The sequence below is a fragment of the Microbacterium sp. NPDC097977 genome (assembly GCF_040302605.1).
In the GTDB taxonomy this organism is placed as follows: Bacteria; Actinomycetota; Actinomycetes; order Actinomycetales; family Microbacteriaceae; genus Microbacterium.
Genome location: NZ_JBEOUR010000020.1, coordinates 1 through 15,271, shown reverse-complemented (window position 1 = coordinate 15,271; position 15,271 = coordinate 1). Strand labels below are relative to the sequence as shown.

Below are 15,271 nucleotides of genomic sequence, written 5' to 3'. Positions count from 1 at the left end.
ACTCCTGTGCTGTCGGCGCCCCTCGGCACCAGAGTGATGGATTAGTACAATTGCAATGTTAGTGGGTGGGGACTGCCCTGTCCACGAAACGATCCGATCGGTCACGAGCCGTCACCCCGTGACGGCAGAATAAGCCTCTGACGGGCCTCTTCGTTGCCCGCGCGGTCGGTCGCCGCGAACTCGACGACCTGCTCCTCGTCGCTGAGCGCGCGAGTGAACGCCTCCTGGAACGTCGCCCAGAAGGTGCCGGGGCCCTCCCACTGGATGCGCTCGACCCCCGACACGTCGTCGGTCGCCGTGAGGGTGATCTCGACGCTGGATCCGAGACGGCGGACCGTGGCGCGGGAGACGGGGGCTCCCGTGTCGACCGCGAAGTCGCGAGCCGCGTGGCCGGTGGCACCCGCGGCATCCGTCGCGCGCGCCCTGACTTGATGCTCGCCGTCGCCGGGCAGCGGGAAGGGCCCGGTGTACGGTATCCATCCGCCGTCGCCCACCGACACCTCGACCTGCAGGCCGCCGGCCCCGGCGAGATCGTCGGCCACGAGGGTGACCGTCGGCAGCTCGGTGAACCAGCCGGACGGCGCCGGGATGATGTCGGTCGCGATCGCGAGCGACGGCGCGAGGGGCGCCTGGGCCAGCGAGCGCGGGATGCTCCACTCGACCACGGGGATGCCGTCGGCGCCGACGCTCTCGACCCACGTCACCAGGGCGGCATCGGTGTCGCGCACCGCGCCGCGGGGGTGCCCGCCGAGACCGTCGACGTCGGCGGCCGCGGCCGCCTCGAGCACCCGGGTCAGCTCGGTCTGCGCGAGGAGTCCGTCGCGACGGGCGGCGCTCGCGGTCTCGCCGACCCGGTCGAGGAACGCGGCGCGGGTCTGCGGCGCGGGCTCACGCCACACGTCGTCGAGCAGCGACGAACCGTCCTGCCGCAGACGCACCGGCACGTCGGTCCCGGCTCCGGCGAACGCGATGTCGGCCCCCGACGCCCGCACGTACATGTGGTACCTGTCGTCGCTGCCCGTCCAGACGGGCTCGAAGCGCACCCCGGCGATCCGCACCGCGCCGTCGGCCCGCAGCGCGGCCTCGACGTCGGCGGCGGACTCGGCGTCGTCGGCCCGCAGCGACCCGTCGAGGCGCCGTCGCTGCGTGAGCGGAAGGTCGAGGGTGGTCGTCGCATCCGACCGGGCGACCAGCACCGACGGACCGAACTCGATCGACTGCAGCGTCGCGTCATCGGGTGTCGGCACGGCACGCAGCGAGGCGTGCGTCTCGATGCGGAGGACGTCGCCCGACGTCCAGCGGCGACGCACGACCAGGTGGTCGTCTTCGACAGGAGCCGAGATCGTCTCGTCGCCGACGCGGAGGGTCGGGGCGCCGATCGCCCACTCGGGTACACGGATGCGCAGGGTCAGGGGCGTGCCGTCGACGAAGTCGTCGTCGCCGGCGATGCGCAGCTCGGTCGTGCCGCCGAAGGGCTGCGTCGTCTGCATCCGCACCGTCACGTGCTGCTCGCGCCAGTCGAGCGTGGCCGGCACGAAGAGCGCGACCCAGAGTTCGTCGTCCGCATCGGCATCCGCCTCCGACGCGGTGAAGAAGACGGTGTCCTGATACTTCACGTGGTTCTCGAGCCCGGTGCCGCCGCAGCAGGTGCCGACGTTGTCGAACTCGGCGACCGCCCCGGGGTTCACCGGGAACATGTACGTCACCTCGGGGCTCGTGTCGGAGTCGACGTCGCGCCGCGAGGCGAGGATGTGATTCAGCATCCCGCGCTCGTAGTAGGCGAGGAACCGTGCGTCGCGGGTGAGGGCGAACAGCTGTCGCGCGATCTTGAGCAGATTGTAGGTGGCGCAGGTCTCGGCGTTGCGATGCCCGATGTCGCCCGCGACGGTGTCGGGCGCACCCCACAGCTCGCTCTCGCCCGTGCCGCCGTGCGCGAAGGTGCGACCGGGCACGATCCGATCCCAGAGGCCGAGCACGGCGTCGAGGTAGCGGCGCTCGCCGGTGAGGTCGTATTCGTGGAGGTAGCCCAGCAGCTGCGGCAGGTGCTGGTTCGCGTGCATGTCGGCGAGCACGTCACGGCGGTCGGCGCCGGCCGCGAGCAGGTCGTCCTGGTCGAAGAGCCGTGCGACCTCGAGGAAGAGGGGCTCGTCGGCGACGACGCTCAACCGGGCCATCGTCTCGTTCATGCCCCCGTACTCTCCGGCGATGTACAGCGACCACATGCGCTGGATCCGCTCGTGGTCGAGTCGGGTCAGGCGGTGCGCCACCCAGTGGCCCATCGAGACGGCGATGTCGCGCGCCTCGGTGCTGCCGGTCAGCTCGTAGGCGTCGAGCAGGCCGGCCATGATCTTATGCGTCGTGTAGTACGGCGCCCAGATCTCGCCGTACGGCGCGTAGTCCTCGAGTCGCGAGAACTGCCATTCGCCGTAGGCGGCGAGAAAGCCGGGGTGCGAGAACCGGCCGGTGGCGGCGAGCGCACGCTGCACCTCGCCGAGCCCTGCGACGAACTCGTCGACCTTGGCGCGCAACGTCTCATCGCGCTCCCCCGCGCAGGCGAGCGAGAGCATCGACAGGAAGTGACCGGCATAGTGCCCACGCAGCAGGTTCGCGGTCTGCGCGCTCTCCCGCCCGGGGTAGTCGTGCTCGCCCCACGCCTGCTCGCGCGGGTGGCCGAAGTCCTCCCAGTTGCCGGGAGCCAGCGCGCCCCGGGTGTCGAGACCCGCGTTCGCGCGGAAGACGGCGAGCAGACGATCCACCGGATACACGCGCGCCAGGTGCAGCATCTGGTCGCGGGCTCGAGCGAAGACGCTGTCGTCGCCGAGGCGCACGCGATCGAGGGGGAAGGGCCGCAGCCGCGCGGACGAGAGGATGCCGGACGACCCCGTCGTTCCCCCGGCGCGGTCGGTCCGCCCTTCGACGCGGTCGGTCGCCGCGCCCCAGGCCATCGCGTTGCCCCGGATCATCGCGACGCCCACTGGCGCCGCGTCCACTCCTCGATGCCGGCGGCGTCGATGGGGAGGGCGTCGGAGAGCACATCGGATCCGGTGGGGGTGACGAGGATGTCGTCTTCGAGGCGCACGCCGATGCCGCGCAGCTCGGGCGGCAGCGTCAGGTCGTGCGCGTGGAAGTACAGGCCGGGCTCGACCGTCATCACGACGCCCGGCTCGAGGTCGGCGCCCATGTAGTCCTCGTAGTGCGCCTGGCTGCAGTCGTGCACGTCGAGACCGAGGTGGTGGCCGATGCCGCACGCGAGGTAGCGCCGGTGCTGCTGACCCTGCGGCGACAGCGCCTCGTCGACCGAGACCGGCAGCAGACCCCAGTCGTGGAGTCCCTGCGCGACGACCTGCATCGAGGCGAAGTGGAAGTCGAGGTAGGCGGTGCCCGGTCGGATCTGCGCGAGACCCGCGCGATGCGCCTTCTCGACGAGGTCGTGCACCTCGCGCTGCGCCGAGCTGAACGATCCCCGTGCCGGCACCGTGCGCGTGACGTCGGCGGTGTAGAGCGAGCGGGCCTCGACACCCATGTCGAGCAGCAGCGCCTGATCCGGATGGATCGGGCCGTCGCAGCGCACCCAGTGCAGGATCGGCGCATGCGCACCCGAGCCGACGATGGTCGAGTATCCGGGACCGTTGCCGTGCGTGCGCGCGTGCCGGTCGAAGGTGCCCTGCAGCCAGCGCTCGCCAAGACCGTCCGAGATCGCGCGCGGGATCTCGGCGACCACCGCGGCGAAGCCCGAGACCGTCGCATCGATCGCCAGCCGCAGCTGACCGATCTCCCAGTCGTCCTTCACCATGCGCAGGCGCGAGAGGGTGCGCTCGAGATCGGCCGAGACCTCGAGGTCGTGCGCGGCGGCCAGCGCCCCGGCCGAGCGGGCGGCGAGCGCACCGCGCAGATCTGCGGCGCGGGCAGACAGCGCCTCGAGGGGCTCGACCGTCACCTGCAGCTCGTCCGCCCATTCCGCGAGGCCCGCCGACGGGCCGACCCAGAGCTCGCCGTGCAGCGCATCGCTGAAGAACCCGTCGTCGCCGGGGCGGAAGGGCGCGGGCATGTAGAGCACGGCGTCGTGACCGCCCGGGCGCGCCCACATCACGAGGGTGGCCTCTTCGGTCTGGCATCCCGTCGCCCAGACGAAGCTGCTGTCGGCACGGAATCCGTACGAGGAGTCGTCGTTGCGCACCGGGGCGATTCCCGAGCTCAGCACGAGGGTCGTGCCCGGCATGGCCGCGCTCAGTCGTTCGCGATGCGCGGCCGCGGCCTGCGCGCTCCCCTGCGGCAGGTCGGGACGCGTCGGGACGTCGTCCCACCCCTGCGCGATGAACTCGCGGAAGGCGGGGATCTGCGCCAGCTTCGGATAGCGGGTTCCCGCATAGGGCGGGCGTGCTCCGGTGGTCGTGTCGGTCATGCGCGCTCTCCTCCGCGGTCTCTGATGAGTTCTCTCAGGCGCGTCAGCGTGCGGCCCGAGGAGATCCCGTCGTGTTCGTATTCGTTCGTCACCCAGTACTGGGAGTTGCCGACGCCCTTCAGCGTCTCGAGCTGCAGACCCGCATCGACGAACATGTCGTCGAAGTAGACGACCGCGGCCACCGGCACCTCGTTGCGCTGCAGAGCGGCACGGTCGTAGAGGGGCGACCAGTCGGTCTTCGCGGCGAGCCGGTCGACCGCGGTGCGGAAGCCGCGCAGCAGTCGCACCTCGTCGAACATCCAGGGGAACGCCATCTCGCCGGTGAACAGCAGCGGCCGACGCGCCTCGTCGAACTGCGGGCGCCGCTCGCGCTCGGCCTGCGCCGCCCACGCGGTCGCACCGCTCTGCTCATCGCCGTAGATCGATTCCTGCAGGGTCCAGAACAGGGGGTTGCCGGCGCTCGACGACAGCGTCATCACGTCCTGCAGGAACGCCGTCGACAGCTGCCCTGGGCGCACGAAGGCCTTCTCGACCAGCCAGTGCAGCCGCTCGAACCCCGGCTTCATGCCGAAGTCGATGCCCAGTGACTGAAAACGGCGCACCGTCAGCAGGTCGCCGTCGGGCAGGCGCACGTCGCCCTCCGCCAGCCGGTCGGCGATCCGCGCGACGGCGGCCTCGTCGTCGGGGAAGCGGCGGTAGAACTCGGCCGTCTTGGTCTCGACCCGCTCGAACGTGCGGCGGTAGACCTCACTCGCCCGCGGCGGCATGCCGGGCACCCCGCCGCACACGTAGCTCGCCGTCAGCCCCTCGGAGGCGAACGACAGGTAGGTCATGGTGATCCAGCCGCCGAAGCTCTGCGCGAGAGTCGCCCAGCGTCGGCCGTCGTACAGGTCGGTGCGCACGTGCTCGAGATCGCGCACGATCGAATCCGCACGGAAGCAGGCCAGGTACGCGCCGCCCGCATCGCCGCGCTCGGCGACGATCGCGGCATCCAGCGGCGTGCTGAGTCCCGTGCCCCGCTGGTCGACGAGCACCACGCGGTAGTCGCGCAGCGCCTCGTCGATCCAGCCGTCACGACCGAGCGGTCGGGGGTTCGCGCCGCCGGGTCCGCCCTGCAGATAGGTGAGCAGCGGACGATCGGCGGTGTCGGCATCGGGGTCGACGAGCTCACGCACGAACAGCTCGATGGTCTCGCCGTCGGCGGCGTTCCAGTCGAGGGGCACCGCCGTGCGGTACTCACGGACGCGGATGCCGGGCAGCATGTACTGCGCCGTCGGCGTGCGGGTCATCGGGTCTCCTCCGTGGTCGGCTCGGCGGTCGCGGCGGGCGTGCCGGCGGGCGCCGCAGGCGCGGCGGGCGTGCCATCCGGCGCGGCATCCGGCGTCCGGCCCGCACGTGCGGCCTCGGCCGCACGGCGCCGCGCATCCCACTCCGGGTTGATGCGCGGCACGGCCTTGAGCAGCGTCTTCGTGTACTCGTGCTCCGGACGCTCGAAGATCGCATCGCGCAGGCCCGTCTCGACGATCGCGCCCTGCGACATCACGGCGACGCGGGTCGCGATCTGACGCACGACGGCCAGGTCGTGCGCGATGAAGAGGTAGCCGAACCCCTCGTCCGACTGCAGGTCGCGCAGCAGGTTGATGACCTGCGCCTGCACCGACACGTCGAGGGCCGACACGGCCTCGTCGCAGATGACGAGCTTGGGCCGCACGGCCAGTGCCCGGGCGATGCCGATGCGCTGCGCCTGTCCGCCGGAGAACTGCGCCGCGTAGCGCTCGGAGTGCATCGGATCGAGACCGACGCGCTCCATCAGCTCGCGGGTGAAGGCGCGCGCGCCGCCGGGGATCTTGCGCCCCTGATAGACGAGCGGCGCCGTCACCAGGCGTTCGACCGTGTGCTTGGGGTTCAGCGACGAGTACGGATCCTGGAAGATCACCTGCACGGCTCCGCGGAACTCCCGCAGCTCACCGCCCTTGGCGCGGGTCACGTCGGCGCCCTCGAACTCGAGCTTTCCGCTGGTGGCGTCCATCAGGCGGGCGACGAGTCGGGCGGTCGTGGACTTGCCCGATCCCGACTCGCCGACCACGGCGAGCGTCTCGCCGCGGTGCACCTCGAGCGAGACCTCGTCGACCGCGCGGAACGTCTTCGCCCTACCCAGGGGGCCGGCGGATCCCGTCGCGAACTCCTTCACCAGATCGGTGCCGCGGAACAGCGGCGTCTCGGTGGTCATCGTGTGCTCCTCCCGGGGGCCGGCATCGCGCTGTCATGGGGCAGCGTGATCTCGGTGGTGCGCAGCACCCCGATCTCGTCGTCGATGCGCGGCACCGCATCGAGCAGCCGCCGGGTGTAGTCGGCCTGCGGGTCGCTGAAGACCTGCTCGACCGACCCGCGTTCGACGGTCTCGCCCGCACGCATCACGACGATCTGATCGGTGACCTCGCTCACGACGGCGAGGTCGTGGGTGATGAGGATGAGCCCTGCCCCGGTCTCGCCGCGGATCTCGTCGAGCAGATCCAGGATCTGCGCCTGCACCGTCACATCCAGCGCGGTGGTCGGCTCGTCGGCGATGATCAGGTCGGGTTCCATGCTCAGCGCCATGGCGATCATGATGCGCTGGCGCATGCCGCCCGAGAACTGGTGCGGGTAGTGGTCGACGCGGCGGGCGGCGTCGCGGATGTGCACCCGCTCCATGGCCTCGATCGCGACCGCCCGCGCCTGCGGCCGCGAGACGCCGCTGCGGTGCGAGAGGTAGGCCTCGGCGATCTGCGTGCCGACCCGGTAATACGGGTTCAGCGACGACAGCGGATCCTGGAAGATCATCGCGATGCGGTCTCCACGGACCCGACGCTTCTCGCGCTCGGGCATGCCGAGCAGCTCGGCGCCGTCGAAGCGCACCGACCCGGTGGCCGTGCCGCCCTTGGGCAGCAGGCCCATGATCGCGAGGCTCGTCATCGACTTGCCCGATCCCGACTCGCCGACGATGCCGAGCGCGCCGCCCCGCGGCACGTCGAACTCGAGGTTCTTCACGACGTTCACAGGACCCTGCGCGGTGCGGAACGAGACGGTGAGGTCGCGCACCGACAGCAGCGGGCCGCTGCCGGTGCCGCTCTCGGGCGCGGTGCCGCTCGACACCGCCGTGGCCTCCGGAGATCCGGTGTTCTCGGTGCCGCTCATGCGGATGCCCCCGTTCTGACGCGCGGATCGATGGCGGTGTAGAGCAGATCGACGACCATGTTGCCGATGATCACGAAGAACGCCGACAGCAGGGTGACGGCCATGATGACCGGCTGGTCGTTGGCGGTGATCGAGTCGGCGGTGAGCTTGCCGACGCCGTTGAGGCCGAACACCGTCTCGGTGATCACGGCGCCGCCGAGCAGGCCCGCGACATCCATCCCGAAGATCGTGACGATCGGGGTCAGTGCCGGGCGCAGCGCGTGGCGACGCCAGACGAGCCCGGGCTGCAGACCCTTCGCCCGCGCGGTGCGCACGAAGTTCTCCTGCAGGGTGTCGATCACGTTGGCGCGGGTGAGGCGCGTGTAGACCGCCGCGTAGCCGACCGCGAGCACGATCCACGGGAGGATGAAGTTGAGGAACCACTGGCCGGGATCATCCGCGAACGCCACCGCCTGCGGGAACGGCAGCCAGCCGAGCGCCACCACGAAGATGAACTGCAGGGCGAGGGCGAGCACGTAGTTCGGGATCGACATCGAGCCGAGCGTGAGACCGGCGAAGAAGCGGTCGAGGAACTTGCCTTCCTTCACCGCGCTGAGCACACCGGCGGCCACGCCGCCGAGCAGCCAGAGCACCGCCGCACCGATCGCGATCGTCGCGGTGATGGGCAGTCGCTGCACGATCATGTCGCCGACGAGCTGGCTGGTCTGGAACGAGTAGCCCAGGCACGGAGCCGCGCACTCGACGGCGGCACCGGCGACCTCGAACGTGCGGCCGGTGAACAGACCGCCGAGGTAGCCCCAGAACTGGGTCCAGAACGGCTGGTCGAGTCCGAGGTTCACCCGGATCTGATCGATGCGCTCGGGGGTGCAGTTCTTGCCGCAGATCTGCACGGCGGGGTCGGCCGAGAGCAGGAAGAAGATCGCGTAGGTGAACAGGGTCACCAGGAACAGCACGATGATCATGCCGAGCAGGCGGGAGCCGACGATGCGGATCATGAGCGGGCCTCCCCACTGGTGGCGATGGTGCGGATGCGGTCGCCCAGCGTCGTGAACGAGAGCACCAGGAGGAAGAGGAACGCTCCGGGGATCACGAAGTACATCGGGTCGACGGCGTACCACGGGGTCGCGGCGGCGATCATCTGGCCCCAGCTCGGGGTCGGCGGGACGACGCCGACGCCGAGGAACGACAGCCCCGCCTCGGTGCCGATGTAGCCGGGAACCGCGAGGGTCGCCATCACGATGATGGTGGACTGCAGGTTGGGCAGGATCTCGCGGAAGATGATCCGCACGCTGGTCGCACCCGACGCTTTGGCGGCCTCGACGAACTCGCGCTCCTTGAGCGAGAGGGTCTGCGAGCGCACGATGCGGGCGAGATACGGCCAGCCGAACAGCGAGATGACGACGACGAGAAGGAAGACGCGGTTGTCGGCGGGGAGCGCCGACAGGATCGCGATCATGAAGATGAGGGCGGGGAACGCCATCAGGAACTCCATGACGCGCGAGATGACGAGGTCGACGAGCCCGCCGAAGTAGCCGGCGAGCAGGCCCATCACGACGCCGATCACCGTGGTGAGCAGCGTCGCCGACAGGGCGATGGTCATCGAGACGCGGGCGCCGTAGGCGATGCGGGCGAAGATGTCGCGGCCGCTGCCGGGCTCGACGCCGAACCAGTGCTCGGCGCTGATGCCGCCGAAGGGTCCGATCGGGATCGCCCCGAGGTTGGGGTCGATGGCCGACTGGTCGAACTTGTACGGCCCCCATCCGCTCAGCATCGTCAGCAGCGGCGCGAAGATCGCCATCAGGATGATGAGCAGGATGTAGGTGCTGGAGAGCATGGCTCCCCAGTCGGTCAGGAACGCGCGGAGCAGCCGCCGGCCAGAGGCCGGGGGTGACTCCAGTGTCGTGTCGAGACTGGAGTCACCCGCCGGCGTGGCTTCGGACTCGAGCGATGTCGAGCTGAAGGTCATGCTCAGCCCTTCGAGGGGTCCTTGAGACCGATGATCGTCAGGTCCGTCAGGTTGGTGCTCGGGTAGTAGCCGGCGATGTTCTCACCGGGCAGGAAGATGCCCTTGCTGAAAACGAGCGGTGCCACGGGCGAGAGCCCCATGATCTGCTCGTCGAGGTCGCCCCAGGCGGTCTTCGCCTCGTCGACGTCGGTCATCGCGGTGATCTCATCGATGCGGTCGTTGATGGCCGGGTCGTTGATCTGGGCGAGGTTGGAGTTGCCCTTCTCGAAGATGTTCCGTCCGTCGAACAGCGGCGGGATGATCGTGCTGGCGCTCGAGGCCCAGTCCGGGCACCATCCGGTGATCGCGGCGTCGTTCTGCTGCGAGGGGGTGCCGATCGTCTCGTAGTAGATCGAGGTGTCGATGACGTTGAGGTTCACCGTGATGCCGAGCGGCTCGAGAGCCTGCTGGATCGCCTCGGCCTGGCCCTGCATGAGCGGCTGCGAGCGGATGTCGAGGGTGAACTCGAATCCGTCCGAGAGACCCGCCTCGTCGAGCAGCTCCTGCGCCTTCTCGGTGTCGCCCTTGTCGCCCTCGCTCTCCCAGAGGTTGAAGTCCTTGAAGCTCGAGACCACCGGCGGGATGATCGTGTACGCCGGATCGGCGAGCTGCGTGCCGCCCGAGGCGTTGACGAGTGCCGAGCGGTCGATCGCCCAGTTGATCGCGTTGCGGACGTTGACATCGTCGAACGGCGCCTTGGTGGTGTTCATCGACATGTAGGTGGTGCAGAAGGCGTCGGCGGTGATCGCGCGGTCCTTCAGCTGCGGCGTCTGCAGACGAGGCAGGCTCGCCGCGCTGACCGTGCCGGCGATGGCGTTCTGATCGTCGCTCTGACCGGCGATCATGCGCTCGTCGATCGTGGCGGGGTCGATGCCGATCTCGAACTCCCAGGAGTCGGGGTAGGCCTTGCGCACGTCATCCGTCTTGTCGTCCCAGTACTCGTTGCGCTCGAGCACGATCGAGCTGCCGGGGGTGTACTCGGCGAGCGTGTAGGGGCCCGAGGCGATGACGTCCTTGATGAACTCGTCGCCGGCGCCGGTGCCCTCGGGGAAGGGGACGGCGTTGGGCTGCGCGAGCACGTTGTCGAACTCGGGGAACGGCTTCTTCAGGTGGAAGACGATGGTCTTGTCGTCGGGCGTCTCGATCGTGGGCAGGTCGCCCGTGACGTACGGGCCCTGGTAGCCCTCAGGGGCGTCGATGACCTGACGCAGGTAGGGCGAGCCGATGCCGACCTGGGGGTCCCACGAGCGCGAGATGCCGAACTTCATCGCCTCGGACGTGATGGGGGTGCCGTCGTCGAAGAAGATGTCGTCCTTGAGCGTGTACGTCCAGGTCAGGCCGTCGTCCGACGCCTCACCGAGCTTCTCGGCGAGATCGGGCACGATCTTGTTCGGGTCGTCGGCGTCACCGGCGGCCTGCATGGTGAGGCCGCGGTAGATGAGGCGGTAGAACGCGTTGACGCCGCCGTCGAACCCACGGGACGGGTCGAGGTACGAGAAGTCGGCGTTCTGCAGCATGTGCACGGTGCCGCCCTTCTCGGGGGTGCCACCCGTGCCGGGCTGGGAGGCGTCGGAACCGCCTCCGCCGGCAGAGCAGCCGGTGATGAGCAGAGCGGATGCGGCGGCCACGGCGATGAACCCGGGGAGCCTCTGAGATGCGGTCACGAGACCAGACCTTTCTGTCGTTAGCGCCATTGCGAATGGTTTCCATAGAACCCCATGACAGTGCAATGTACAACTGTACTGGTGAGACTGTTTTAGCCGAGGTTCGAGAGGAGTGGCGATCTTGTAACAGGATCGTCACGTGGGATCGCGGATTCTACGCCCGCGGAAAGACACGAGAAGCCCGCCCGTTGAGCGAGCGCAGCGAGACGAAACGCGCAGCGTGCTCAGCGGCGCAGTGCGGCCAACGGGTCGACCTCTGGCGTGCTCAGCGCCTGCGCCACCCGGTTCTTCGCGCTGACCAGGTGCGTGCGGAAGAGCTCGGCGAGCCCCTCGGCATCCTGCGCGCGCAGGGCCGCGATCATCTGGCGATGCTCGCTGTCGGCCTGTCCGCGTCCGCCCAGCTGGTCGATGTTCTCCTGCGTGTACGGCTGAACCGCCGCGAGCAGGCTGCGGAGGATCTCCTGGGTGCGGGGCAGCCCGGCCGCCGCATGCAGGCGGTTGTGGAACTCGAAGTTCGCTCGCATCCACCGTCCGACGTCCTGCTGCGCCTCCATCTCGCCGACCAGCTCGTCGAGTCGCGCGAGCTCCGCCCCGGTGATGTGCGCGACGATCTGCGTCACGATCGTGGGCTCGAGCTTGATGCGCAGGTCGTAGAGCTCTTCGAGTTCGGCACGGTCGAGACGGCGCACCGATGCTCCGCCTCCCGGCGTCATCTCGACCAGGCCCTCGGTGGCCAGAATGCGCAGCGCCTCTCGCACCGGAGAACGGCTCACCTCGAACCGGCGGGCGAGGTCCTCCTGGATCAGCGGAGACCCGGGCGTGATCACCTTCTCGCGAATCGCGGCAGCGATCCGCTCGGCGATCACTTCGGGACTCATCGTCGCAGCCATGCGGAACTCCTCACCGTGGCGCCGTCTTCTTGACAACGGCCAGAACCACAGTCATAGTATCCACTGTACACACTGGATACAGTGGATACAGGTCACAGAGAAGTGAATCGATAGGAGCCTCTGCAATGACGCACGATCATCGGCGCCGGCCCTCGCGCCTGCTTTCCACAGCAGTCGTCGCGACGGCGGCCGCCCTCGTCCTCTCCGCCTGCGGTCCCGCAGAAGGACCGTCCGGCGATGCATCGACCGGCGGCGAGCCGCAGACCGGAGGCACCCTGACGGTCGCCCTCTCGGCCACGCCCGCCATCATCGACCCGTTCGCCACGAGCCTCCAGGCCGACTGGGTCATCGCGCGCCAGGTGTGCGAGCCGCTCTTCGACGTCTCGACGACCTACGAGGTGGGCCCCGTGCTCGCCGACGAGATCACCGACGAGGGCGATGGGCTCTACAACATCGTGCTGCGCGAGGGCGTGACGTTCCAGAACGACGAGCCCTTCACCTCGAAAGACGTGATCGCCAGCCTCAACCGCTACTTCGAGACTCCGGGCAACGGATCGATCCTCGCCTCGCTGACCGAGTCCGTCGAGGCCGTCGACGACACGACGGTCGCGATCCGACTCAACACCCCGAGTCCCCTGCTGCCCACGCTCCTCACGACCGCGTACATGATGCCGGCGAGCGTCGTCGAGGGTCGTCCCGCGTCCGACGCGGTCGACGAACTCGTCTGCACCGGTCCGTACACGGTGTCCAGCTACGCCGCCGACGGCGATGTGGTGCTGGACCGCTGGGACGGATACCAGAAGCGCTCCGAGGCGCCCGACGGAGGGCTCGGAGCGAAGGAGGCGTACGCCGATCAGATCGTCTTCACGCCGATGCCGGAGGCCTCCACCCGCCGCCAGGCGACCGAGTCCGGCCAGATCGACATCGGCGGGGTCATCCCCCTCGACGACTACGACTCCGTCGTCTCGGGCGGCCAGGCCCAGGCGATCCTCCTCAGCCCCACCTCGGGATCGACGGTGGTCTTCAACAAGGCCCAGGGCATCATGAGCGATGTGAAGATGCGCGAGGCCTTCCTGGCCGCGCTCAACATGGACGACATCATGCTCGCCGCGTTCGGCAACCCGGAGTTCTTCACGGTCGACGGCAGCTTCATCCCCGCCACCAACGAGTTCTGGGCGACGGATGCCGGAGCCGAGGCCTACAACGCGCAGGACGTCGACCGCGTCAAGGACCTCCTGGACGAGGCCGGATACGACGGCGAGCCGATCGTCTGGCTGACGACCAAGGAGGACCCGTCCTGGTACGGTCCCGCCCTGCCCGCCCAGCAGCAGCTCAAGGAAGCCGGCATCAACATCGACCTGCGGGTCCTCGATCGCGCCACGGTGATCCAGCAGCGCACCGACCCCGCGGCCTTCGACCTCTTCTCGTCCGGCATCCCGACCTATGCCGACCCCGTGCTGCTGCCCTACCTGCAGCAGACCTTCCCCGGGTCGTGGGCCTCGACCGAGCGTGACGAGCTCCTCACGGCGCTGTCGACCGAGTCCGACGCCGACGCCCGCAAGTCGACCTGGGAGGAGATGCAGACACTGGTGTACGCCGATCTGCCCTTCCTCAAGTTCGGCACGTCGCGCCCGCTGGTGATCGCCTCGAACCGGACGTACGCCGATCGCCCCGACGAGCTGGCCAGCCTCTACTTCAACGTCTGGGTCGACCAGAAGTAGCAGACGCCCGTCAGATCCGCAGAGACCAGGAAGGCATACCGATGTCCGAGATCGATGTCGCGAGAACCGACGCCGTCGCCCAGGAGGCCGCGCGGGTCGCCGCACCCCCGCGGGTGCTGCACCGCCTGCTCCGACGCCCGGCCGCGGTGTGCGCCCTGGTGATACTCCTGCTGATGGCGGGGGCGGCCCTGCTCGCCCCCGTCATCACCGGAGACCCGAACGCCTTCGTGGCGGTCGACCGGCTCAGGCCCCCGTCGTTCTCGCAGATCTTCGGCACCGACAATCTGGGCCGCGACGTCTACTCCCGCACGGTGTTCGGCGCGCAGGCGTCGCTCACCGCAGGAATCGTGACGGCCCTCATCACCACGGCCATCGGGGTGGTCCTCGGCATCCTCGCCGGCATGTTCCGGTGGTTCGACGCGATCGTGATGCGCATCGTCGACGGCGTCATGTCGTTCCCCATCATCGTCCTGGCGCTGTCGATGACCGCGATCCTGGGCCCGGGGCTCGGCACCGTGATCCTCGCGATGGTGATCGTCTTCGTCCCCGGCATGACCAGGGTCGTGCGCAGCACCGCGCTCGTGGCGAGCGGCCTGCCCATGGTCGACGCCGCGCGTGCGGTGGGGGCGAGCGGTGCACGCATCTTCTGGAAGTACGTGCTGCCGCAGTGCTCCACGCCGATCCTCGTGCAGGCCGCCATCACCTTCACCACCGCCGTGCTGGTCGAGTCCGCGCTGAGCTTCATCGGCGCGGGCCTCCCGCCGGACGTGCCCAGCTGGGGCGCCTCACTCTCCGAGGCACGCAACTACCTCACCACCGCGCCCTGGATGTGGGGGTTCCCCGGCCTCGCGCTGATCCTGACCGTCCTGTCCATGAACATCCTGATCGACAACGTCCGCGACATCATGGACCCGCGGGCCGGAGGCCGCTGACATGCTCCGTTACCTCGGCATGCGCCTGCTCGCGCTGCTGCCCACCGTGGCAGTCCCGCTCATCCTCGTGTTCCTCCTACTGCGCCTCGCACCGGGAGATCCCGCAGCCCTGCTGCTCGGCGACTCAGCGACCCCCGAGCAGGTCGAAGCCCTCCGCGAGACCCTGGGCCTCAACGCCGCCCTCCCCGTGCAGTTCGGGCGGTTCCTCGTCGACGTCCTCACGCTCAACCTCGGCGAGAGCATCTTCCTCGGCAAGCCGGTCGTCGAGGTCATTCCGCAGTACGCCCTCGTCACGCTCGAGATCAGCTTCTTCGCACTCGTCGTGGCTCTGGTCCTGGGTATCGGGCTGGGCGCGCTCGGAGCGTTCCGCGACGGCCGGCCGGCGGGTCGCATCGCCACGGCGCTGAGCATCGTGGGCATCTCGATCCCGCAGTTCGTCACCGCCCTGATCCTCATCGTGGTGTTCGCCTCGGGGCTGCACTG

General features: G+C 69.3%; 12 protein-coding genes. 3 read left to right on the top strand and 9 right to left on the bottom strand.

Going from position 1 to position 15,271, the window contains the following annotated elements; genetic code table 11:
* Positions 1 to 101: 101 nt before the first annotated feature.
* The 9 genes from ABTZ43_RS06840 to ABTZ43_RS06800 form a co-directional block, all read right to left on the bottom strand.
* Entirely contained in the window at positions 102 to 2,963 is a 2,862-nt protein-coding gene (locus ABTZ43_RS06840) for a beta-L-arabinofuranosidase domain-containing protein (protein ID WP_350538283.1), read from the bottom strand.
* Positions 2,960 to 4,402, bottom strand: a complete 1,443-nt coding sequence (locus tag ABTZ43_RS06835) for an aminopeptidase P family protein (RefSeq protein WP_350538282.1) — start codon at positions 4,400 to 4,402, stop codon at positions 2,960 to 2,962. Before ABTZ43_RS06835 ends, ABTZ43_RS06840 begins: the two co-directional genes overlap by 4 nt.
* The gene (locus ABTZ43_RS06830) at positions 4,399 to 5,691 is read right to left on the bottom strand and encodes an alpha/beta fold hydrolase (RefSeq protein ID WP_350538281.1); all 1,293 of its coding nucleotides are present in this window, start codon (positions 5,689 to 5,691) and stop codon (positions 4,399 to 4,401) included. Before ABTZ43_RS06830 ends, ABTZ43_RS06835 begins: the two co-directional genes overlap by 4 nt.
* Positions 5,688 to 6,632, bottom strand: a complete 945-nt coding sequence (locus ABTZ43_RS06825; RefSeq protein WP_350538280.1) for an ATP-binding cassette domain-containing protein — start codon at positions 6,630 to 6,632, stop codon at positions 5,688 to 5,690. The genes ABTZ43_RS06830 and ABTZ43_RS06825 overlap by 4 nt, the downstream gene beginning before the upstream one ends.
* Entirely contained in the window at positions 6,629 to 7,576 is a 948-nt protein-coding gene (locus ABTZ43_RS06820) for an ABC transporter ATP-binding protein (protein WP_350538279.1), read from the bottom strand. Before ABTZ43_RS06820 ends, ABTZ43_RS06825 begins: the two co-directional genes overlap by 4 nt.
* Positions 7,573 to 8,571 carry an ABC transporter permease gene (locus tag ABTZ43_RS06815; protein WP_056413962.1) on the bottom strand — a complete coding sequence of 333 codons (999 nt, stop codon included), beginning with the start codon at positions 8,569 to 8,571 and terminating at the stop codon, positions 7,573 to 7,575. The genes ABTZ43_RS06820 and ABTZ43_RS06815 overlap by 4 nt, the downstream gene beginning before the upstream one ends.
* Positions 8,568 to 9,542, bottom strand: coding sequence for an ABC transporter permease (locus ABTZ43_RS06810; RefSeq protein ID WP_350538278.1), 975 nt, complete (start codon positions 9,540 to 9,542; stop codon positions 8,568 to 8,570). The genes ABTZ43_RS06815 and ABTZ43_RS06810 overlap by 4 nt, the downstream gene beginning before the upstream one ends.
* 2 nt (positions 9,543 to 9,544) lie before the next feature.
* A complete protein-coding gene (locus ABTZ43_RS06805) occupies positions 9,545 to 11,245 on the bottom strand; it encodes an ABC transporter substrate-binding protein (protein WP_262492002.1) in 1,701 nt (566 codons plus the stop codon).
* Between the two features lie 224 nt (positions 11,246 to 11,469).
* On the bottom strand, positions 11,470 to 12,135 hold the full coding sequence (locus ABTZ43_RS06800) for a GntR family transcriptional regulator (RefSeq protein WP_253385204.1): 666 nt from the start codon (positions 12,133 to 12,135) through the stop codon (positions 11,470 to 11,472).
* Between the two features lie 125 nt (positions 12,136 to 12,260).
* Here ABTZ43_RS06800 and ABTZ43_RS06795 point away from each other — a divergent pair, with 125 nt between their 5' ends.
* From ABTZ43_RS06795 to ABTZ43_RS06785, 3 genes are all read left to right on the top strand, one after another.
* Positions 12,261 to 13,856 (top strand): ABC transporter substrate-binding protein, encoded by a 1,596-nt coding sequence (locus ABTZ43_RS06795; protein WP_350538277.1) that lies wholly within the window; start codon positions 12,261 to 12,263, stop codon positions 13,854 to 13,856.
* A 41-nt stretch (positions 13,857 to 13,897) separates the two neighbouring features.
* Complete coding sequence (locus ABTZ43_RS06790; protein WP_350538276.1) at positions 13,898 to 14,788, top strand: ABC transporter permease; 891 nt, start codon at positions 13,898 to 13,900, stop codon at positions 14,786 to 14,788.
* Between the two features lies 1 nt (position 14,789).
* Positions 14,790 to 15,271 (top strand): ABC transporter permease (locus tag ABTZ43_RS06785; protein WP_350538275.1); only part of this gene is annotated, 482 nt, incomplete at its 3' end.

Excerpts from the sequence above, each read along its gene's own strand:
- ABTZ43_RS06840 (WP_350538283.1), bottom strand. The coding sequence starts at position 2,963 with ATGATCCGGGGCAACGCGATGGCCTGGGGCGCGGCGACCGACCGCGTC.
- ABTZ43_RS06835 (WP_350538282.1), bottom strand. The coding sequence starts at position 4,402 with ATGACCGACACGACCACCGGAGCACGCCCGCCCTATGCGGGAACCCGC.
- ABTZ43_RS06830 (WP_350538281.1), bottom strand. The coding sequence starts at position 5,691 with ATGACCCGCACGCCGACGGCGCAGTACATGCTGCCCGGCATCCGCGTC.
- ABTZ43_RS06825 (WP_350538280.1), bottom strand. The coding sequence starts at position 6,632 with ATGACCACCGAGACGCCGCTGTTCCGCGGCACCGATCTGGTGAAGGAG.
- ABTZ43_RS06820 (WP_350538279.1), bottom strand. The coding sequence starts at position 7,576 with ATGAGCGGCACCGAGAACACCGGATCTCCGGAGGCCACGGCGGTGTCG.
- ABTZ43_RS06815 (WP_056413962.1), bottom strand. The coding sequence starts at position 8,571 with ATGATCCGCATCGTCGGCTCCCGCCTGCTCGGCATGATCATCGTGCTG.
- ABTZ43_RS06810 (WP_350538278.1), bottom strand. The coding sequence starts at position 9,542 with ATGACCTTCAGCTCGACATCGCTCGAGTCCGAAGCCACGCCGGCGGGT.
- ABTZ43_RS06800 (WP_253385204.1), bottom strand. The coding sequence starts at position 12,135 with ATGGCTGCGACGATGAGTCCCGAAGTGATCGCCGAGCGGATCGCTGCC.
- ABTZ43_RS06795 (WP_350538277.1), top strand. The coding sequence starts at position 12,261 with ATGACGCACGATCATCGGCGCCGGCCCTCGCGCCTGCTTTCCACAGCA.
- ABTZ43_RS06790 (WP_350538276.1), top strand. The coding sequence starts at position 13,898 with ATGTCCGAGATCGATGTCGCGAGAACCGACGCCGTCGCCCAGGAGGCC.